We start from the raw sequence: 22,529 nt of genomic DNA on the forward strand, positions 1-22,529 counted from the left end.
ATCAAATGATTAGTGATGGTCCAACAAATCCATTTCTAATACTTTTTCAATATCACTACTTTTAATATCTAACATTAAGATAATCTTTTCCAATTCCTTTTCTAATTTCAAAAGATCATCTAGGCATTGCTGCATAATACTTTTGATATCTGGTGTCATAAAAATATTATCAAAGAAGGAGTCAAAGGCTTTTCTCGTAAAGTCTATGGATTCCAAATTCAAATCATAAATTTGATCCAAATCAGACAACTCTTTTTCGAATCGTCTAAGCAAGGTGTCCAATCGGTTGAAAGTTTCCTCTGCCTGTTCAATCTTACGAATCTGGCTTGCGTCCATTGCCACGCTACCTTCTTGATAAGAGCCGCCTTTACTTATTTTAATATCTTCTTTTACCCGTTCAATAATAATCTGTACTTGTTCAACACATTCTTCTCCAGCAACAATAGCTTCGGTCGTTTCTGTTAACTCTTGGCTCAAAAGCACTCTAGATTGCAGTGTTTTTGTTGATTGTTTAATGCTGGCATCACAGTTGGATTGCTTGATTTGTTGCTTAATATCATCTGCTTCCGTTTGTTTTTCTTCCAAATTCTCAAGTGCAATACTATGCTCAATTTTTGATTGTTTCCAGATACGCCTAGCTTTGCTCAAATCCATTTTCGAAGCAATCTGTTCAGCAACTTCTTTATTCATACGGTTATCATATTGACCAAACAGCTTTGTTAGGTAGGTAGCAATCGATTCCTCAGAAAGTTTCTCAACATCTTCACTCTCTTTTTCGAACTGCTTTTTAGCCAACTGATAGGCACGGTAATTTCTTTCCACTCTTTCTCTAGCAGTTCGTTCTTTATTGACTAGCGAATGCAATTGTAAGAGAACCGTCTCATACGCCATGATCCAATCCATAATCTTGCTCCTTCCTACCCTATCTTACTTTACGGCTTCAGACAGACTCTTGGCAAATTCTTCAATATGTTTAACGTCCTCTTCTTCTGCGTTTAAATCAACCAAGACATTCTCTGCACCTTTTGTTGCACCTGTTTTAGCGAATTGTTGGTCAAAGTCTAGGACGGACTGACAGAATTTATCATAAAAAGTATCTCCTGACCCTAAAGCTCCATAAACTTTTCCGGTTAGATCCTCTTCTTCCAACTCGTCATAGAGGTCCACAATTTCATCTGGCAAGTCGCCATCTGTTCCATAGGTATAGGTTGCTACAACACAAATGTCATAGTCTAAAAAATCGCTAGCTGTTGCAGATGTGCACTCCTTAACATCAACTTCAACACCATTATCTTCCAAAGATTCTGCCAAAATATCCGCAATTTCTTCTGTGTTCCCGGTTAAGCTTGCATATATAATTAAAGCTGTCGCCATTATCTCCACTCACCTTTTCACTAGTTTATAGTTAAAATTATATCAAATGCATACCCTTAATTCTAGCAAATACCGATAATATTGTCCTTTTGTGGATTCCTATGTTGGACTGGGCAAAAAGTCTGTAATAAAATAAAAAATTTTCTAAATCATAAAAGAGTTCCCCAGAAATCTATCCGAAATGGGAACGGTGGCACCGCCCTGAGTCTTGGTCTCATGGCTTAGCTGTCTACGTGGTTGTAATCGGCTTAAGCCGAAACATCCACTGTGCGTCAGTTATGCTTTACACCGTTATTTCGGATAGATTTTTGGGGGAACTATTTTATTTGGTTACCATCTGGACTTTTGTCTAGCAACAAAAACTATTTCTTAACTATCTAAAAAGCCATTGTCTAAAATCTTCTTAAGATTAGCAAAATTTCTTACTTTTTTATATACTAGTGATGGTCATTAATAGTATGATGGAAAACATAGACTAAGTTTTTTAGTAGGAGGCAATGAACACATGACAAATCAAGAAGATGGAAAAACGCAAATCGTTAAGCCAAACAATGAAAGCAAGGATTGGATTTTACGCTTTGTTAAAGGAATGTTTATCGGGTCAGGGTTTATTCTACCCGGTGTCAGTGGTGGTGCACTAGCAGCCATATTCGGCATTTATGAACGAATTATTAATTTTTTAGCTAATATTACCAAGGATTTTAAAAAGAATGTGCTATTTTTCTTACCTGTCGGCTTAGGTGCCATTTCGGGTATCGTCATTCTATCATTCGGAGTTAGTTTTTTATTAGGCAATTATGAAACGATTATTCTTTGGTTCTTTGTAGGCTGTATTGTTGGTACTGGACCAGCACTTTGGCGTGAAGCTGGAAAGAAAGGACGTAACACACGTGATATTATCATCCTAGTTGCTTCATTTGTTTTCGGAATTATTCTCTTGTCGCTCGGCTCAAGTGCGGTTAACGGGAGCGTACCACAAAACTTCTTCACTTGGATGATCGCTGGAGCTTTGATTGCTCTTGGAGTTATCGTTCCTGGGCTTAGCCCATCCAACTTTATTGTATACATGGGCATGTACAAGGCTATGGCTGATGGTTTCAAGAGCCTTGACCTTAGCGTTCTCATTCCTATTGCGATAGGTGGACTATTAACTGTCCTAACCCTATCAAAAGTTATCCAACACATTTTTAATGTAGCCTACCCTCAACTCTTCCATTTTATCTTTGGAATTGTCTTAGCTTCAACCATCATGATTGTTCCAACCAATTATTCAGGCTTTACACTAGTTGGTTATCTAAGTTGTGCTGCCTTGCTCTTCTCAGGAATTGCATTAGGTAGCTGGATGAGTAAGCTAGAAGATACCTATAAATAATTCTATACACTCTAGATGTTAAAAAACAACCCTTCTAAGCTCCATTTATCAGGAACTTGGAAGGGTTGTTTTGGTTTATGGGTTTGTTTGTAGTAATTTGATTTGTTCTTCTAAATTTTTGATTCGTTGGTCTTGACTATTTACTTCTTTACGAAGTTCTTTTATTTCTTCAATATAAGAAGACATATTGGTTGGAGAATCAACAGCCGGTTCTTGGTTTAGAATGCCTAGCAAATAAATGGAGCCAAACAACAAAACCACGATAATAAACATATACACCCAGCTACTGTGTTTAATCATATATCTTCCTAGGGAATCCCCAAAATCCTGAATATCCAACTTGTTTTCTACCTGCTTATTCTCTGGTTTTCTATCTTGGTTTTGTGACATGGTCTTCTCCTTTGCTAGAAATGACTAAATTGCCCAATTTCCGCCTCTAAAGATAGCTACACGGCTACCGTCAGCTCTAATGCCATCGATATCCATTTCTTTTGACCCAATCATGAAGTCAACGTGAACATCGGAACGGTTTAGTCCAGCTTCAGCTAGTTCTTCTTCAGTTTCAAACTTCTCTCCACCTTTAACGCTGGTAGCATAAGCAGAACCAATCGCAAGGTGGTTTGAAGCATTTTCGTCAAATAGTGTGTTAAAGAAGACAATTCCAGATTGTGAAATTGGAGATGGATCTGGAACTAGGGCAACTTCTCCTAAGCCACGAGCTCCCATGTTGTCTGCTACTAACATTTTAATCACTTCATCTCCTTTTTCAGCAGAGATATCAGTAATTTCCCCATCTTTGAAGGTTGCTTTAATACCCTCGATAATATTTCCGTTGTAACTTAAAGGCTTAGTACTTGTCACATAGCCATCTGCAACTCTATAATCTGGTGCAGAGAAAACTTCTTCCGTTGGCATATTGGCAATAAAGTATTCCCCTTGCGCATTCAAGCTTCCAGCACTTTCCCAGACATGATTTTTAGGCATACCAAGTGTCAAATCAGTACCCGGAGCTGTATAGTGTAAAGCTGTGAATTGTTCTTTGTTTAAGATACTAGCTTTTGAATTAAGCGTTTCTTCATGTTTTTTCCAAGCTTCAACTGGGTCAGCTTCATAAACACGACAAGTTGTAAAGATTTGGTCCCATAATAAATCAACTGCCTCTTCATCACTAGCTGCATTTGGGAAAACTTTTTTAGCCCATGCTGTTCCTGATGCTGCTGCGACTGTCCATGAAACTTTGTTAGCTTGAGTTGCCACGCGCATTGGTTTCAAAGCAATACTTAAAGCCTTAGAAGCTGCGGACAACCTACTTGGCTCAACACCGTTCAACGCATCTGGATCAGAAGAACGAACAGATAGTCTACTAGCTTTATTGTCTAATAAATAATCCATTTCCGCAATTTTGTACTCTGGAACAGTGGTCAAACGGTCTTCTGCAGCATGTAAGTATCTTTCACGAGTCACCACATCATCAGCCCATTGAACAATAACTTCATCTGCTCCCAAAGCATAAGCCTCTTTAACTAATAGACGAGCTAGGTCAACTTGTTCTACATCAATATTGATTGTGACCGTATGTCCGGGCTGCACATTGATTCCATTCGCCACCAAAAGTTTGGCATATTTTTCTAAATTTTTTTCAAAATTTGCTAAAACCATCTATCTATCACTCCTAATCTTTTCAATACATATATCTTAACATATTCACAGGAGTAGTAACAATTCAAAGTCTTGTTGGAATTGATTTATAGCTTTGTAATAGAAAGGAGCTCTCAGAGAACCAAGTCTCTAAGAGCTCCTTTACCTCATGGCCTAAATGCCATTAAGTTCTATTCTTTTACTTCTTTCTTTTTACTCTTAAATCCTAAAAATCCTAAACCGGCAGTTAAGAATGCCAAGATACCATAGGAAGCATCAGAACTTGTACCAGTATTCGGTAGTTGTTTAGCAGTAGTTGTTGCAATTTGAGAAATCTTAACTTTTTTGTCATCCTTAGGTCCGATTGCAACCCCATTCTCTTCATCGTCGTTATTAGTTCCTGGAACGGCAATTTGACCTGGAATTGGTTTAGTGACAACATCATCTTCTTTGACATCTTTCAAAGCATGGGAATAAACAACAGCGTATTGACTAAAGTGGGGTACAGTAAAGTGAACTGTTTTATCAACTACTTTGAAGTCAATAGAAAGATTGCCATTCTCCCCAACATAATAAACATAAATTGGGGTTCCATGAATTGGAATCACTACCTGAGCATCACTTTGAATCGGAGAATACTGACCATCTTGACTTGCGAACCCAAGTTCATACAAGTCATAGGCTTTTCCATCGAAAAGATCCAAGACATTTTCTAGGATACTAGCATCAAAAACTGCTCCTGGTTTAACTCCATCCTTGTGAATGATGACTGTAATTTGTGTATCACTATCGGTGACAGTGATAAATTCATCCACTACTGGGTCCGTTGGATCTGTTGGGTCCGTTGGGTCCGTTGGATCTGTTGGATCTGTTGGATCCGTTGGGTCCGTTGGATCTGTTGGGTCTGTCGGATCTGTTGGATCTGTCGGATCTGTTGGATCTGTTGGATCTGTTGGATCCGTTGGGTCTGTTGGATCTGTTGGATCGGTTGGATCGGTTGGATCGGTTGGATCTACCTCTTCAATTTCTTGGTAATAAGTAGCCAATTCATAAATTTCTGGAATACCATTCTCCCATTCAAATTGAATTTCAAAAAGATGTGCAATATCAGCAATTGGGATGCGTTGGAAAGATTGTTTCACTTGTCCTAAATCTATCCATTTAGATTCTGTGCCATCTTGATTGGCTGAAACTCTTGCTCTCATACGGATACTTGCAGTAGATTGACCTGATGTTACCAAGGTAAAATGGTTATGATTGGTATTTTCAGATAAACGATAGGTGAACTGCCCTTGATTAGCATTAGGCTTGTAAGAAGTTAATACGTTTTTATCCGTCATCTGTTCAGAATGATGGTTGCGGATTTCAATAGCACTGCTTTCAACTGTTGGATCGTTTTTAATAGGTACATATTCACCATTATTGATAACAATTTCGTTAAATTCAACAAATCGATGATTATATGGAGCCGTAAAGAAAATTCTTAGGTAGTTTGCTTCAACAGCTTGATCAAGAGTACCTTCGATATAACGATTACCTGGGTTATTACTATCATGTGTCCAGCCGTCTCCCAATGAATCGTCTTTGGCTACTGTATTCTCTTTTCCATCACCAACAGTAATGACATCAATCCATGTTTTTCCGTCAAGACTAACTTGGAGAATTCCGTCTCTTAGATAATTAATGGTACCGTCCTGAATATAAGCACGCATTGACTTCACTTGACGATTTGTTCCAAGATGATAAATGATGTAGCCATCTTGGCCTGGATAATTAGCAAAACTTGTTTTCGTATTCAAATCTCCATCGAAGAGATTCAATAAGGTTCCTGTATTCCGTGAATCACCACTTCCATATGAAGCATGTGGTGTAATGCTCGTCTCTAGGAATTCAGCAGGTTTTACTTCAACTGTTGTTACTAGAAGTGCTGTAGCACCCAAAGTAAGGTCATCTGATGTCAAATTAATCAAACGAATATAACGCCCATGGCTTCCTTCGACAAGACTTGCAAGTGATAACCATTCAACAGCATTATCAGAGAATTGTAGACTTAGTCCACTAGCCACTTCTCCTTCTATTACTATCTTATCAAGTTCGTGAATCCGTTCCAACTTAAGACCTATAAAGTCACCTGATGACAAGACTACTGTAGGATTCAATTGTAAATCAAACTGATCTAAGCCGACCCTTGCTTTAGATTGTTCTAAAGCAGAGACATTAGTATAGGTCAAATCACTAGTAAAGTTCTTGTCTTCAAAAGATAGGCTGAAGTCCATAAGTTTCCACCAAACTGGAACTCGTTCTGTATTTCTTACTCGAACATACTGCGCTTCAAAGCTTTGATCAAATTCAACTAAGGAACGAGCGTTTATTTTACCTAATTCAGTCCAAGTTTGCCCATCAAGAGAGTATTCAATCACACCTTGCTTTAATTTGTCTGAGCCACTATCTTGTAAAAATCTCACTCCACTGATTCTTCTAGCTTTATCAGTTGCAAGTTGAACCCATGCATCTGGTGCGATACTATCACGTTGGTCTCCGCTGTATGGATTAGATGCAAACCAAGCAAAGGTAGTATCATTGCCATCTGTGATCCGTGAGGTTGTTGTCCCCTGTTGTAAGCCTAGATTGTTGCTAATGGAAAGTGTTGTAATGGCATCAGTTACCGCGGCTTTAAGAGTCTCATTGATCAAAATTTCTCGGATTCCTAACCAAGTATTCCCTTTAGCTTGAGTAGCTAATAATCTAACACCCATAACACTTAAATCTAAACCAGATACAGCAATTGTCGGTTCATTCCCTGCAAAATCAAACCCTAAATCAATCCATTGGTCTTGCTCATTACGATATTGAAGTTTAGATGGGCCAAACGTATCTCTTAGGTTTCCATTTCTTCCCATTTCGAATGTGAGGTTGTGTAGTTGGATAGCTTTATCAAAACTTACTCCTACATAATCCCCGATTGCTATCGAAGCAGGTGTTTTATAGACGACTTCTGTTGACAAGTTCTTGTCAAACAAAGCCTCTAAGTTGCCTGTTGGTTGGTCAGTTCGGTTGGTGATGAAACTAGTATTAACACTAGTTGGATCCATTTGACGATTTACTTCTTGACCCAATAGAGATAAAGTTTTTTCCATAAATGGTCTAATGTGTTGTACACCTAACTCTGCACGTTCATAGTAATTAACATAGAAGAAGGTGTAGGTTTTGGATTGCTTATAGAGATCCAAGGCTGCAGAGTAATGATCCCAGACTTTATCCGGAGTAGTTTTTATCGCTTCTAAACCATCAATAATCTTCAAAGCAGCATTTCCTTGATCAATTGCATTATTTAACCAGTAAATAATTTGATCCCGGTTTCGAGTATTTCCTGGATTTTCTTTATATAGGATTGCAGCATCACGAATTTTAGCAAATTCTACTCGCAATTCATTGGCTTGATCTCCAAATTCAGCCCCAGAAGTTACAAGATTAAGGAAGTTGGTTAATTTTGGAACTAATTCAACAGATTCTTCCAATTTTGAAACCCTTGAATCCATATTTTGGTTAATCATATGCTTACCAAGTTCTCTAAAGGCAACAGAAGCATCTGTATCTTCAAAAGTTCCATGGTCCATAAAGTTAAATGCTAGCTCATTGGTCCGTTTTGCATCATCTACTGTAGCCCAAATATTCCAAGAGTAATCTGCATTAGAGAAAATGGCTATCTTAGAAGGTTCAGATTGTTGCATTGGGTTCAACATAATCCCAGCTACTAAACTTGGGTCAACTCCTGGATGTAGGAACTGCTCACCGCCACCTAAAATCAAATGTTTCTTAGCGTTATCGGTTACTGGCCAGTTAATCCACATATAAGGCGCTCTATATGCATCACCATTTGCAGTGATATTGGCCTTATAGTTCTCTAGGAATTGTCGAGAATTTTCTCCCCAGATACGACCACCGGTTAGAACGATTTCAACAGATTCTGGTAAATCTTTGTTCAGAGCGTGTAGCTCGGCCTCTGTCCCTCTACCCCAATATTCATGCGGAACAAAAATCATGTCATGTTTAAGATCTCCATACTCGGCTTGACGTTCAATTAACCAATCTGTCAAATCCTTCATTAGGATATTGTAACTATTAAAGCCCCCTTGAGGATTTGGTGCATCATCTGCCAAAATACCAAATTGGCGCACACCAACTGACATTAACTGGTTAAACTTATTCTTAATCACTTGTAGGTCATTATTATATTCATCCTTATTGGTAAATCTCACAGCATTATGCATAAATGGATGCAATGTCCAAACAAATAGGTTTTTAGTTTCATTCCCCACAGTAGCCATGCGACCGATATCCGCTAGTTTTTCTTCTGGGTAAAGATCACGCCACTTGCTGTTGTGGTACTCATCATCTTTCGGCGCAAACATATATTGATTCATCTTCAAGTCTCCACCGAACTTCATCAATTCGATACGATCTTCGATGGACCATGGATTTCCATAGTAACCTTCAATATAAGCGCGGTATTTCATATCGGCATAATCTTCAATAACCATATCCCTAAGGACAGGAACTGTAGCTTGATTCATCAAATGTTTTAAGGTAGTTAAACCATAGAAAACACCAATTGTATCTTTTCCAATTATAGAGATAGTATTGTCCTTAATAACGATAGAATGTGCATCAATCTTGTCGAATAATCCTTCTACCGTGTTATGGTTGATTTGATGCGTGTTTGCTTCATTAGTTTCACCATGAACACCTAGATAAATATTAAAGTAGCCATCTTGAGCTTTATCGCTAGTCTGATAAGAAATATTATGATCTTTCATAATCTCTCTTAGTCGGTTCACTGTATATTTATCTACCTTATTGCTGATAACCATATTCACCGTTTGATTAAAGGCAGACATACCATCCAGATAGGTCACTTTTTGTGGATTTGGTAAGATAGTATATTCTTTTTCTAAATAATCCGGATTAGTAAGAGCAGCGTTCAAATCCTCTAATGACCAAGGCTTATTAGATTGGTAGCTAGCATTCGCCGGATCGTGTTCTTCTCTAGGATTTTCTACAGCAGGAACTTCAGGGGTCGTCGGAGCTGATTCGATTAAATCTTGCAATTCTTTCAAGAAAGCATCCAAACGGGTTTGGGTTAGAATATTTTTCTCACCAAGATAAGTTCGTCTTGCATCTGTTACCAATACATCAGCAGAGATACTAGAAATTTTATTGGCTTTAGCTAAAGTTGCAAGATATTCCGACAATTGTAGAGGTGTTACCTCAAAACCAGGTAGTAAAATTTGTAGTTCCGCAGCAGATACATATTTATTAACTGCATTTCCACCTGTCTTGGTTGCAGTAAAACTAATTGTCTTCGCCTTGATAGCCTTATTAAAGTTAATAGTTTTATTGGCAGTATCCACTTTCCAACCAGAGAAATCAAAACGGTGTTCTATACCAGCTTCATCTGTGACAATCAAGTAACCTGCCTCTACAACCCCATTATTTTCTCCATCAATACCTGAGCTAGCGCCACTTCTTGGAACATACGTGAAACCAGTTATTTCCACTGGATTCTTTATAACCATAGTAGCCGGTTTGCCAAATCCATTTCCTGACCATGAGGAATGCCAGTAGGTTGCAAGATTATTGTCAAATGCTTTTTCAAACCCTTCTTCTTCTCTTTGAATATCTGCAGTAATACTCTCAAGGTCAGAACGATTCAAAGCTTTCTTGACAACTACTAATTGTTCTAAAGCTTTCTGTACTTTGGCAACCATTGCTTGAGCTTGTTCAAGCCCAGTGGTTTCACTATCTATTAGATAGATATTCGCCAAACTATCGCGGTAAGCATCAATACTTTCTTGAGTAAAATCTCCTGATACTAAAGGTAGATGTTTAGCCAAGGTTGTTTTGATGAGATTTTGTACATGAGCTTTCTCAATTTCAGTAATAATTGGTGCATCGATGCCCTCAGGATCACTGCCATCATCCAAGGTGCTATTAATTAGTCTGTAACGTTTAATCTGACTTCCATCTTCTGACTGAACTTGAATGAGATAGTTGCCTGACGCTAGTGGAATAATAGTTGCATTTGCATTATGCAAAGTCCCTACTTGAACCTTCTTAACATCTTGAGATGCTATTTCAAAATGATTATTTGCATTTAATTTTATTTCTTTGTCATCTACCAGTACTTTGTCCAAAGTAGCAGAAGCGTTTGATTGAAACGGTTCAACGTAACTCAAGACTTCGATTTCAGTGAATCCATAATTACGACCAGCTTTTGGTTTAATCCATATACGTAATTTATCTGACGTAATTGGGCTTGTGAAACCATAAGGAGTAACTCCTTCTGCGAAAGAAACTTGGGTAATATTAGAAAAATCTGTTGACACCCATTGCTTGCTAGTTGAATTCCAGTATTCAAAACGAATATTTTCTGGTCCAGGCAAATCACTATTCGCATCGGTATAGTGCCACAAATTAAGGTTATTAAAGGTGTGACTTTCCTTCCATGCTAGTTGTAAATAGATTTCATTGATATTGGTATTGTTTCTTTGACTCCATGTTGTCCAACGTTGATCCGCATTAGCACTATTGTTGCTGACACCATTCGTTAGATTAGCAAAGCTATCTCCAATAGGAGCTGTCAAATCAATGATGGTACCATTTGCTTTTAGGCTATACCCATTGGTGAATGTTGTTGGATCACTTGTATTGCTAGTAATTTTTTCTGCGATTGCTTGCGCTTCAACAATTCGTACTCGACTAGTTACCACAACATCTTGCCCAAATACTTTGGCAATTCCTTTCACTTCAGCATAACCAAGTTTATCTAGAACAAGATTGGATAAATCCCAAGTAACTGGAACCGTAAGAGCCTGATTGCCTCTATCATCGATAGCTTTTAGTTGAGATGGTAAATTCAAGTTTTGATTCAGATGGTTATAAGTTGAATGATTTTCAACACTTGTAATTGGGTTAATCACTGTTACACGGACACTTGTTTTATAGTCTGTACCAGTTAGTTGACCGACAATTGTATGTTGACCAACTTCTTTTATTTTATCTAAATCAGCTTTTGACCAATTAACAGCAACAGCTTTTGTACTCCCATTAGCTTCTGTTAAAGTTAGCTGATTTGGCAATTCTAATTTTTGTCCGCTTGTCATGTAGTAAGTTCTGGATAATTGATAAGATGGACTATTATTCTCATTCACATTATCCGGAAAAACTGTATTGACTGTGACAACTGAATCAAGTAGACCCTCAGATTTAGCAGTAAGAGTAAATTGACCTGCCCTCTTAGTTGATTGTACAATCACTAAGGCTTTACCACTGAAGGCTTTACGAGAGTTTCCCTTGTAAGAATCTGTATCGACAGGGTTCCCATTGTCTACACCAACAATGCGTCCGTCTCCAGTAATTTCAAAATTAATCTTATGATCAGCAGCTGAAACGATGTTACCATTTTTATCATGTACATCAACTTCAATATAGGCTAAGTCACGTCCATCAGCAGTAATTTCTGCTCTATCTGTTTTAGCTTGTAAGGATGCAGCCTCATAGCTCGTTTTAACAGACTTTCTTCCCACTGCTTGGTCTGTAATTTCCTTACCATCTTTATCATATGCTTTTGCTTTTAATTCGCCAGCTTCCCAATCTACATAGAAGGTTGGGTAAGGATTTTCCGTTCCTTCAAAGGTATGATAGGTGTGTCCTGCTGGGGTCGTATGGACCGTAGAAGTTCTTGTCCCAATTAGTTTATCATTCAAGTACAATTCAACCTTATATGCATCTGAGAAAACATCTACTTGGACTTTTCCTTGGTTGTTTTTAACAATTTCCTTGTCATTCCAGGTAGACATCAAATGCAATGTAGATTCCTTATCATTCCACATACTATGGTAGAGATAGTAGGTATCTTTAGGGAATCCAGCAGTATCAACAATTCCAAAATAACTAGAATTAGGTGCTGCCCCTTTTCCACTCACACTACCTGTAGAAACCCCATTCCATGGCGTTGGCTCACCAATATAATCAAATCCTGTCCACACAAAAATTCCTGCATTAAAGTCATTTTTTACAGCAAATTTCCATGCTTGACTAGCAGAATGTCCCCAACCTACACGAGCTTGGTTATTATCGTATTCAGACATTTGAAGTGCTGCACTATCCTGTCCATAGGTATTATAAATACCACGACTGTGAATGGCACTAGTTGTTTCTGAGCCGTAGAATTTCCAGTTAGGGTACTGATTTCTAAGCGCTTGTAAGCTTGCTTCGCTTGCATAGTTCTTCCCTACAATTCCACCATTATTAGCGACAACCTTCATCACTTCATGTAAGGTTTTATTGTCTCCAATTGTAACTGGGCGGCTAGTGTCAATCTCTTTAATCCAGTTAATAATTTTTTGCGCAACTTGTGGGTAGTGACTCATATCGCCACCCGCTCCCTCAGTTACTTCGTTACCAATAGACCACATAATAAGAGAAGGTGCATTTTTAGCACGTTGAACCATAGATTTTGTCGCGTATTCAGCCCAAGTCATATCAGCTTTTGCATGTACTAGTTTTGAATCAGAAGCTATTTTTTCATTGAAATGTTTCGAGAAGTCATTGCTATTTCCGTTTTTAGCATTGGTCCAACCATCAAAAGCTTCATCAATAATTAACATACCGTGCTTATTCGCTAAGTCGATTAAAGTCGTTGAGGCTGGATTATGAGTAGAACGGATAGCATTAGTTCCCATCTCTTTTAAGATACGAATTTGTCTTTCAATAGCTGTTGGGTTGGCTACAGCTCCCAAAGAACCTTGATCATGGTGCATACTAACACCTTTTAGCTTTACATTTTCACCATTTAAGGAGAATCCAGTATCTTTATCAAAGTTGAAATATCGGAAGCCATAATCATTTTCTACAGTATCAACAACCTTGTTGTTAACCAAAACATCTGTCATCAAAGTATAGAGATATGGATTGTCAATAGACCAAAGAGTTGGTTTTTCGACAGCTAGCTTTGCATTAATAGTGCCTGTTTGACCAGCTCCGATTGTAAACGTTTCTGTCGTATGTTTTGCAACTTCTTTCCCTTCTTTATTTAGAAGTCGGTTAACAATAGAAACACTTTCACTAATATCTTTCTTATTTACAACAGCCGTTTTAACCGTCATGTCTACAGTTGTATTTTTTTGTTCTTCCAACTTAGGAGTCTCTATAGTAACACCGTGGTAATCAACGCTGACAGGATCCGTAACGGTTAGACTTAGGTCACGGTAAATACCACTACCAGAATACCAACGACTACTTGGAATTTTATTTTCTACCCGAATAGAAATCAGATTTTCAGTTAAGCCATCAAAAACTAAATTGTCTGTTAGGTCGAAGGCAAAGGAAGAGTACCCATTTTTATGGTCCCCAATTTTTTTACCGTTAACGTAAACTTCCGTTTCCATATAAGCGCCATCAAATTCTAAACGGAATTGTTTACCATCATATTTTTCTGGTGCGATGAACTTTTTACGGTACCACATTACACCACCAGGTAGAAAACCACTCTCAGCTTCATTAGCTGGTGAAAATGGTTGGTCAATACTAAAATCATTTGGTAAGTCTGTTACTTGCCAACTTTCATCATCTAACGTTGGTAAATGCGCATCAGCTATAGACCCCCGTGCAATCTTCCAATCGTCAACAAATAAAACTGTTCGTTCTCCCTCTGCTTTAAAATCAAGCTTAACAGTTTCCTCTTGTGATTTGCTAATACCTTCAATTTTTTTTACATCTTTTGGTAATGTCGATTCCCATAGATGAGCACTTTCTTCTTTTGCATCGTTTTCTTTTACTTCTTCTAGGTTGCTGGTACTTTCTTCTATCTTTTCAGAACTATCTTTTGTAGTCAATGTTTCCTTTGGCTCCTCTAGCACGCTCCGATTGACTGATGATTTTTCTACATCTGCCGTTTCAGGATTTTCTGTTTTTTCTACAGGCATCTCCATGGTGCTCTCTTCATTTTGTAGTGCTTCTGTAGACACACTATCACCAGTTGAACTTTCGGTCGCCACTGTTGATACTTCAAGATCTTTTTCTGATGTTGTCCCATTGCTAGCTTCTTTTAAAGTTGCTTCTTTGCTTTCATCCAGCATTGTCTCCACTAGCTCTTCACTATTCGGTTGGACTTCATCCTTTTTATCCTCGTTCACTAGTGTACTTGTTGCTATTTCTGCTGACGAAACATTCTCACTAGCATGAACCAAATGAACACCAAATAACATCGATCCAATGACTACTGAGCCGGTCCCCATAGCTAGCTTTCTAATTGAGTAACGTAGTCGTTTTTCGAATAAATTTTTATTGTTTTTCCCCATTAACACTTTCTCCTCAATTCTTAGATTAGTCTTCTACTTCTTTTTCTGTCAAATCTTCTTTGGATAAAAAGCTCTCGATTTAGACCTACTTTCCGCCCCCATTCTTACTCTTCAAAAAGAAAACGATTACATTAAATTGTAAATGCGGATCCTTTTATCAGAATTTATTGACACATCTTCTTTGCAAATCAATTTTAAAGAGTTATTCCCCCCTCAATAATCAATCGATTTACTTTTAAGCTGTTGCCATATCTTAGTGTTAACCCAAAGATACACCTTATGAATAGCAAACAACTTTTTTGAAAAACCACTAATTAATGCTTGAAACATCAGTGATTTTTTCATGCTTTATGAGCATTCCTTTCTAAGTATAACTTACAATAAAGCGATTTCAAATAACTATTTTGTTTTTTTTGATAACAATATTGTTTTAAAATAAAGAACAACCACAATTTTATATCGTGGTTGTTCTTTATTTTATTGATTGGTTTGCTTCTGTCACTGTTTTAACTATTTTTCTTTCTTAAAAGCAATTGTTCCAAGATGAATATTCAGAAGACCAAGTAAAGTAATGTATCTCCAATATTCCTCCCAGCATTTGATAACTAATTTGCTTACATGACAATCATTTGGGCTTTCGTATCATTGGTTCATTTTATCCCTCTTATCACAAAAAAACAGTTCAAAGACTACATAATCTTTTCTAATGAAGAGATTACTAATATTTTCTGAATTGTTTGCGTCAAAAACAATACCGTTTTACCTCATAGTTTCGAATAGTTCTCCTATCTTGCAAGGTAAAAATATTTATCAGCTATGACCTCATGTCAAACGGTGTTTTTATTGCTATCATTTATTTATTTTTTCGATTTACCGTTTAACGAATATAGTACTAGTCGGAAAACCAGTGCTTTCTCCGACTAGTAACTATCTACGAATATTAAATGACTTACTCGTATTTTTAGACATTGAACCCTATTTTATTAGGCTCTGTCTTCTTTCTTTTTGCCCCCTAGTACCTTAAGACCAGTCAACATACTTATAGCGGATAAGGTGAACATCTCTAAGGAAAGGTTGGTTACACCTGTAGCTGGTAAGACACTAGCCTGACTCTTTGTTACAAGGTTTGGTTTAGCTTTCGTTGAGTCTGCCATGTCTTCTTTTGCTGGCTGCCCCTTGGTTGGGGTTTCTGGTGTTTCTGGTACCTCTGGCGTTTCCGGTGTTTCCGGGGTTTCTGGTGTCTCTGGCATTTCTGGTGTTTCTGGAGTCTCTGGTGTTTCCGGTGTCTCTGGTGTTTCCGGGGTTTCCGGAGTTTCCGGAGTTTCCGGGGTTTCCGGTGTTTCTGGTGTTTCTGGTGTTTCCGGGGTTTCCGGTGTTTCCGGGGTTTCTGGTGTTTCTGGTGTTTCTGGTGTCTCTGGTGTTTCCGGTGTTTCTGGTGTTTCCGGGGTTTCCGGTGTTTCCGGGGTTTCTGGTGTTTCTGGTGTTTCCGGGGTTTCCGGTGTTTCCGGTGTTTCCGGTGTTTCTGGTGTTTCTGGAGTCTCTGGTGTTTCTGGAGTCTCTGGTGTTTCTGGTGTTTCAGCTAAGCCATAACTAACCGCATAGTAGCTAAAATGCTCTACATCAAAGTTGACTAGCTCACCAGTTTGACTAGTAATCACCAATTCCTCTGCTATTCCTGTTTGTGGCAAGATATAGTATAGATGCTGTGCCTTATCACTGATTGGTAAGCCCACTGTAGCTGTAGAACTAATATTCGTACGTTCTCCCGCCTTATTAGTAAAGAAGATACGGTAGAGATCATAGGCATGCCCTTTTAGTTCACTTGGTTCAACTCCAAATGGTGTTTCGACTTTGCTCACATTGATTTCTAAATCCTTTTTAAGGTCCTCTCCGCTCAGTTGAACAATCACACCCGTTGCTTCATGTTGATAGAGTCCTGAATTTTCTGGTGTTTCCGGTGTTTCCGTAATACTTTGCAATTCTTTAACCAATGAGCCTAAGGTAGTTGGAGTGAGCAGGTTGTATTTATCAATCGTGGAACGTTTTGCTTTCACCGTTGCTAATTCTTCTTGGTATTTGTCTTCTTTTTCCAACAACTCAATTAAGCTGTCGTATTCGCTAGTATCCAACTCTTGGTCTGCAAGCACAGGGAGAATTAATTGTAATTCAGCAGCAGCCTGATATTTATTGCCACCTTCACCATATGACTCTGTTCCTGTAAGTACAAACGATTTAACCCAAATTGGAGCATCAAAATTAATTGTTTTACTCTTATTGTTGTCTAACCAATCATTAAAGGCAAAATTATGAATAGCTCCATCAGCATCTGTAATCACTAATGTTCCTGCTTTTAAGTTCCCATTTGAACCTGACGAACGTGGTACGTAGACAAATGCTGTTACTTGAGTAGCCTCTTTCAAAACGATTGTTGCAGGTTTATTGATATGCGTTTGTCCCCAAGGTGTATGCCAAATGGTATTCATATTTCCATCAAAGGCGTTCATAATCGTTTCGCCTGGTTGAGCTGGTGCTGTTGCACTTTCAATATCAGCTGCTAAGACACTTAATTTCTTCAATACTAGGTTGTTTCGTGCTTGATTAACTTGATCAATAAAGACTCTCGCTTCTTCCAGACCAACACTTGTTTCGTCCAGTTGGCTCAATGCATAAATAGCGTCTTTATAAACTTCCAAGCTATCCTTTGTAAAATCACCATCAACAATTGGTGTGTTAAGACGAATGGCTTCTTCAATCAAAACTTTGCTAGTCAATTGAATTTCTTTTATAAGAAGATTGTCTAAGACAAAATCGTTATAGCCACGGAAGTTTGCTGCTCCTCCAGAAGTTCCTTTGGTGTCACTTGGATGTGTTGTAGAGAAAATACCCACCCAAGAAAGACCACTTTCGGCACCTGTTAAGGTAAAGGTTACCCGTTTAGCCTGATCTGAATCTTCCCAAGTATTCATCAAGGTAAATAATTGAATAGCTGATGGATTGGTATACTCACCTTCCCCCGTTGCAAAAGCATAGCTATAATTTGATCCCGCTTCATAATCAAAGCTAATCTCATAAGTTTTTCCAGCTTCGAAACGGAAATTTTGTGGAATCGTTTGGTAAACCAGATTGTTTCTTCCAATCAACCCATTCGTTTTTACAGACCATTTTCCATCAATTACGTCAGAAATGATCTTGTCATTCCAGCCTCGTTGAGTGTATGGCTCATTCTTTTCAGATAAATGTGTTCTATTATCTGTTACACCTTCAAGTCCGCCAACGACAAATGGGAAAATTCCTTGTGGAACACTCTCAAAGTCTTGTCTAAACTCACTTGTTAATCCATCTTGACTTTGTTTGTACATATCCGAATCATTTTCAAATACTCTAATTTCATCAAAATAAGTGGCTGCCAACCCTGCATCCCTTGATAGGGTTAATCGAACGTTAGAGACATCATCTCCAGTTGTAAAGAAGACATACATATTTTGGAAATAACTAGTATTGTTGACGGTAGCATTTTTTTGATTGGTATTGTGGGCATAGGCAGATACGTAGTTTTTAGCAATAGATAAATTCGTGTAGTTGGATACGATACTTGTACCAGTATCAACTGTGATTCTAGCTTTGGACTCACTGCGGTTATCTACTCCGACGTATACAGCATACTTGGTATTAGTTTTCAAGTCTGTCAGAGTTTGCGTTAGGGCTACTTCCTCTTGATTATCTTGAATGCGTAGCATATCGTTGGCACCTTGAGATTTTACGATAGTCGCAACTTCTTTATTGCCTTCAATCTCCCAGTGGTCCAAGGTTCCACTATTGAATCCTTGGTCATAAATATGCATCCCTTCACTCCATTTAACATCTTTTTCAACTTGAGGAGTTCTGTAAAGTACATATGCTTGATTAGCAGTTAAGTCCAATGTTATCTTGCCATTTACTACAGCAATTTTTTGTTCATTGATTTTTCCTTGATCACTAAGTTCATAAAGATAAATTTCTCCTACGTGCCAATCATTCGCTAAATCCCAATTTGTAGCACCACTTTGTGTATTGAAATAGTATAATTTTTCTAATTCTTTTTCTAAAGGTGTTCCATTAGCATCCCAGTTCCAAGGGGTTAGGTAGGCACTTCCATCTGCAATGACTCTACCGTTTAAAGTAATGGTTCTATGACGATAACCCGCTTGGTTTGGATCGTTGGATTTTCGTGTGATAACAATTTTGTTATCTTGCTCATCTTCTAGTCGTACTTCCATTTCTGGTGTCCATTGGTGGCTACTTCCATCTGGTAGAGTCATGGTGATTTCGTCGCCATTTTTCCAGTTGCTGACGGTGAAATGTTGTAGGTATTTTGTGATAACGTTTTTCGCAAACAAGTTGGTGACATAACCTTGATAGTCACTACGTCCTTGCCACCCTTCAAAGTCTTGCATATCGTATCCACCTAATAATGGGTAGTTAGCCGCACCACCATAGGAAGGATAATCTCCTACCCAAGAATCTTTTTGATGGTTTCTGATGAATCGTGTCATGGAACTATTAATCCCTTTGAGCGCATACCCACCATAGGTTAAGTCTGTTGCCCAATGTTGGAAGGTAGAATCATACTCTCCTGCATAACCCCACTCAAGAGCAAATCTCCAGTCTAGGCTGGTAATCTCGTTAGCCAAAACATGGGTTGTCCAAGCTCCATTATCACCGGATTGTCCATTTCCCCAAACATCTACATAGATAAAATCAAGTCCGTCTCCTAATACCTCTCGTAAGTCTTTGAATCGTTGAGCACGATCATGAGCCAGGTCATAAGCTCCGTTGATATTAATCCCTTGGTCAATCCAGTTCCATCCATAAGCATAGGAACCGTCTGCATTTTTACGAAGAATATCTTCAGTAAAGTAGATAGATTCAGGGTAAGTTTCGGATGCATTAACATGAATCCCAAGTTTGGCTCCATAGGCTTTTGATTTTTCGATTAATGTTTTAAAGTCTTTAACGCCACCAATTCGATAGCCAATATCAGCGTAGTTTAAATGACCGGAATCGTGCCCTTCACTTCCATACCCCTTCAAGAGAACGGATTGGCCTAAACCATCTGTTTGTAACCCTATTTTCTTAATGCCATCTAAGGTCATTAAAAATGGGTTTTGTGCTTGCGAGCCAAAGTTCATGGCAATCCGATAAGCTACTAAGTCTGGTACTGATTCAGCACCTTTGGGATTATTCATAATATCTCGGTAGGCGATTGCCCCATCTTGCCAATCAACAATCGCATCATCGTTCAAGTCTTCTGTAATAACAACTTTAGCACTTGGCAGAATAAAGGTAACTTGTGGATATACAAGATTTTGATAAGCTCTTTGGTAGTAGAATGGAGAACTAGCAATTCCAACATAGTTGTGATGATTAATTCTTTCACTAGTCACCTTAAGTCTTGTAAAGTCATCCGCACCACCACCAAAGCTATATTGTGAATTGCTCCAGACTGACGCAGACAATTTGTCGCTAGAAACAAATCCATACATGTAGCCGCGATTAATAGACAAACTGTCGTCTTGAGTGAAGGTGCGATGCTCATCCCCACTAATTCGTGTATTAGATGACATTCTCACACCATCAAAGCTTGATTTATTGAATTTACTTGAAACAGAAACCAGACTATTACCAGGAAATTCAATAGTAGAAATCAACTTACGAACATCATCAATCTCTTTGCCTGCTTCAACTAGGTAGTTATTTTTAACATTGGTCACATCAAAATGCAGTTGATTATCCACAACCTTTAGTTCAACTGTAATTTCTGCATCGATAAAAGAGGTTTCATCTTTAACCTTCATGACATAACGAGCTGTAGAGTCATTGACTTTCTCAAATTCAACTGTAGGATTTACATCGACACCGTTAATTTTAACAACATCTATTTTATTGATTTGTCCTGGTAAGGTTGAGTTACCTACCGTATATTCTTTGACTCTAGGGTAGAGATTATCTACCTTAGCTGTCATCTGTTGAGATTTGATATCTACATAGGTCACATCTTGGTCGTTAATCGGTTTGCCAGGGTCCGTGGTGGTAGTTGTGTCCTTGTCAACATTTTTTTGATTATCTGCTTTGATATCGACTTTAGTCAGTTGACTACCAAATGTACCCAGCTTTAATGCAATCTTTCTGCTATCTTTTAAGGCAACAAGAACATCTGGACTAACAATATAGGTATCAAATAGTTGAGTACCATTAACTGTAGCATTTAGCTGTCCATCTGCTTTTAGATTAATCATCAAATCGTTTGAGCTACCCTTAACTGGTGCTGCAACAGGACGACTACCTTTTAGATAGTCTCCACCTGAAGGAGTTTTATACTCCCAGAACCATCCGCCTGCATCATAGCCTACAAAGATGTTTTTGGTATGATCAATGTGTTTTAGGAACACACCAAATCTACCTTGACCACTTTCTGACTGCTCCACAAAATTAAGAGATACTGTCGCATTACCGCTCGCATCTACTTGAAGTCCTTCTTTTTCAAATATAGCCACTTTTTGGCCATTGTCATTGGCATTAGTGGATTCTAATGAATTGTAGCGTACACCTGCTTTTTCAGTGACATCAACACTACCTTTCACAGTGGAGGTTGATGTCCATTCTGGAGTAACCTCTTCTGTATCGTTGCTATCCGTTTCTTTCTCAGGTGTTGCAATTTCTATTATTGTTTTTTCTACACTAGCTCCCTGTCCGAAGCTTCCTAATTTTAAAGCGACTTTTTTATTTTCTGACAAATCAACTGGAATCTTGTAATCCTCGAATAGTTTTACATTGTTGTTGCTAGCCGAAATAAGTCCATCCTTACTCATAGCAATAGTTAGAGAATTAAGACTATTTTTTGTTGGTGCTGCAACTCTTTGCCCTTTATACCAATCACCAGAGCCATCTTTTTTGTATTCATAAAACCATCCAGCTTTATCATAGCCCACAACAGCAAAGTTTCTAGCATCACTATAGTTTAAGAGCACCCCAAAACGCCCCTGGCCAGTTTCTGATAATTCTTTAAAGGCTAAGGTAAAATCTACTGAACCATCTTCATTGGCTTTAAGATCCTCATGTTCAAATACGGCAAAGTTTGTTTGGTTATCATTGGCATCCGTCGAGCTAAGGATAACTTTATTGTCTTCTGTATTAACTGTCCCTGTTACTGTTGATGTAGAATGCCATTCTTTTTCTTGTGTTTTTTCTACTTCAATAGTGTTCGCTTCTACTTTTTCAACTTTTTCTTTTGCTACATCTGCTTCTGTTTCATTTTCTATATCCGGCGATTCTGTTAAAGCTTCACTCTCAGCTGCTAACTCACTTTCCACTGGTTTCTCCTGATCAGAAACTTCAATAGTGGCTGTAGTATTTAGTTTTGACTCTTCTGTTTCAAGTTCTGTTATTGTTTCATGAGTTATCTCGGTTTTTTCAATCTTATCATCAAGACTCCCCTCTTCAACAATATTAGGTTCAACCGACTCCAGAACAATATGCGAATTACTTTCTTTCCCTATCGTTTCTGATGCTTCATCTGCTAAAACTGGTGAGCTTCCAAGCAAAATAGCCCCTATCATAACTGAACAAACTCCCACAGTCAGTTTACGGATAGAGTATTTGCACTTTTTACCAAAAAGCTCGCGGGCATAGTTTCCCATTTCTTTTCCCCCTTCATTTGTAAGCGCTATAAATACAGTCTACATTAGTTTAAAGCGATTTCAAATAACAGAATTGCTTATTCTGTTAACTATTTTGTTAAATTCAAA

Annotated in this window: 7 protein-coding genes; 1 reads left to right on the plus strand and 6 read right to left on the minus strand. The window is 38.2% G+C overall.

Annotation, left to right across the window (positions count from 1 at the left end):
• Positions 1-9: 9 nt before the first annotated feature.
• Both NPA36_RS03050 and NPA36_RS03055 read right to left on the minus strand, forming a co-directional pair.
• Positions 10-903 (minus strand): hypothetical protein, encoded by an 894-nt coding sequence (locus tag NPA36_RS03050; RefSeq protein WP_256944634.1) that lies wholly within the window; start codon positions 901-903, stop codon positions 10-12.
• Positions 904-927: 24 nt separating this feature from the next.
• Positions 928-1,374, minus strand: a complete 447-nt coding sequence (locus NPA36_RS03055) for a flavodoxin (RefSeq protein ID WP_256944635.1) — start codon at positions 1,372-1,374, stop codon at positions 928-930.
• Positions 1,375-1,879: 505 nt separating this feature from the next.
• Between NPA36_RS03055 and NPA36_RS03060 the strand changes: the two genes are divergently transcribed.
• Complete coding sequence (locus NPA36_RS03060; protein ID WP_256944636.1) at positions 1,880-2,746, plus strand: DUF368 domain-containing protein; 867 nt, start codon at positions 1,880-1,882, stop codon at positions 2,744-2,746.
• 75 nt (positions 2,747-2,821) lie between these two features.
• Here the strand turns inward: NPA36_RS03060 and NPA36_RS03065 are convergent, their stop codons facing one another.
• The 4 genes from NPA36_RS03065 to NPA36_RS03080 all read right to left on the minus strand — a co-directional run bounded on the left by NPA36_RS03065 (position 2,822) and on the right by NPA36_RS03080 (position 22,421).
• Positions 2,822-3,136, minus strand: a complete 315-nt coding sequence (locus NPA36_RS03065; protein WP_256944637.1) for a hypothetical protein — start codon at positions 3,134-3,136, stop codon at positions 2,822-2,824.
• A gap of 24 nt (positions 3,137-3,160) precedes the next feature.
• The gene (locus tag NPA36_RS03070) at positions 3,161-4,405 is read right to left on the minus strand and encodes an aminopeptidase (RefSeq protein ID WP_256944638.1); all 1,245 of its coding nucleotides are present in this window, start codon (positions 4,403-4,405) and stop codon (positions 3,161-3,163) included.
• A gap of 170 nt (positions 4,406-4,575) precedes the next feature.
• The gene (locus NPA36_RS03075; protein ID WP_256944639.1) at positions 4,576-14,745 is read right to left on the minus strand and encodes a beta-N-acetylglucosaminidase domain-containing protein; all 10,170 of its coding nucleotides are present in this window, start codon (positions 14,743-14,745) and stop codon (positions 4,576-4,578) included.
• Between the two features lie 983 nt (positions 14,746-15,728).
• Positions 15,729-22,421 carry an endo-alpha-N-acetylgalactosaminidase family protein gene (locus NPA36_RS03080; RefSeq protein WP_407932758.1) on the minus strand — a complete coding sequence of 2,231 codons (6,693 nt, stop codon included), beginning with the start codon at positions 22,419-22,421 and terminating at the stop codon, positions 15,729-15,731.
• Positions 22,422-22,529: the final 108 nt, after the last annotated feature.

Source organism: Granulicatella seriolae (genome assembly GCF_024543085.1).
Taxonomy (GTDB): domain Bacteria; phylum Bacillota; class Bacilli; order Lactobacillales; family Aerococcaceae; genus Granulicatella; species Granulicatella seriolae.

Excerpts from the sequence above, each read along its gene's own strand:
- NPA36_RS03050 (WP_256944634.1), bottom strand. The coding sequence starts at position 903 with ATGGATTGGATCATGGCGTATGAGACGGTTCTCTTACAATTGCATTCG.
- NPA36_RS03055 (WP_256944635.1), bottom strand. The coding sequence starts at position 1,374 with ATGGCGACAGCTTTAATTATATATGCAAGCTTAACCGGGAACACAGAA.
- NPA36_RS03060 (WP_256944636.1), top strand. The coding sequence starts at position 1,880 with ATGACAAATCAAGAAGATGGAAAAACGCAAATCGTTAAGCCAAACAAT.
- NPA36_RS03065 (WP_256944637.1), bottom strand. The coding sequence starts at position 3,136 with ATGTCACAAAACCAAGATAGAAAACCAGAGAATAAGCAGGTAGAAAAC.
- NPA36_RS03070 (WP_256944638.1), bottom strand. The coding sequence starts at position 4,405 with ATGGTTTTAGCAAATTTTGAAAAAAATTTAGAAAAATATGCCAAACTT.
- NPA36_RS03075 (WP_256944639.1), bottom strand. The coding sequence starts at position 14,745 with ATGGGGAAAAACAATAAAAATTTATTCGAAAAACGACTACGTTACTCA.
- NPA36_RS03080 (WP_407932758.1), bottom strand. The coding sequence starts at position 22,421 with ATGGGAAACTATGCCCGCGAGCTTTTTGGTAAAAAGTGCAAATACTCT.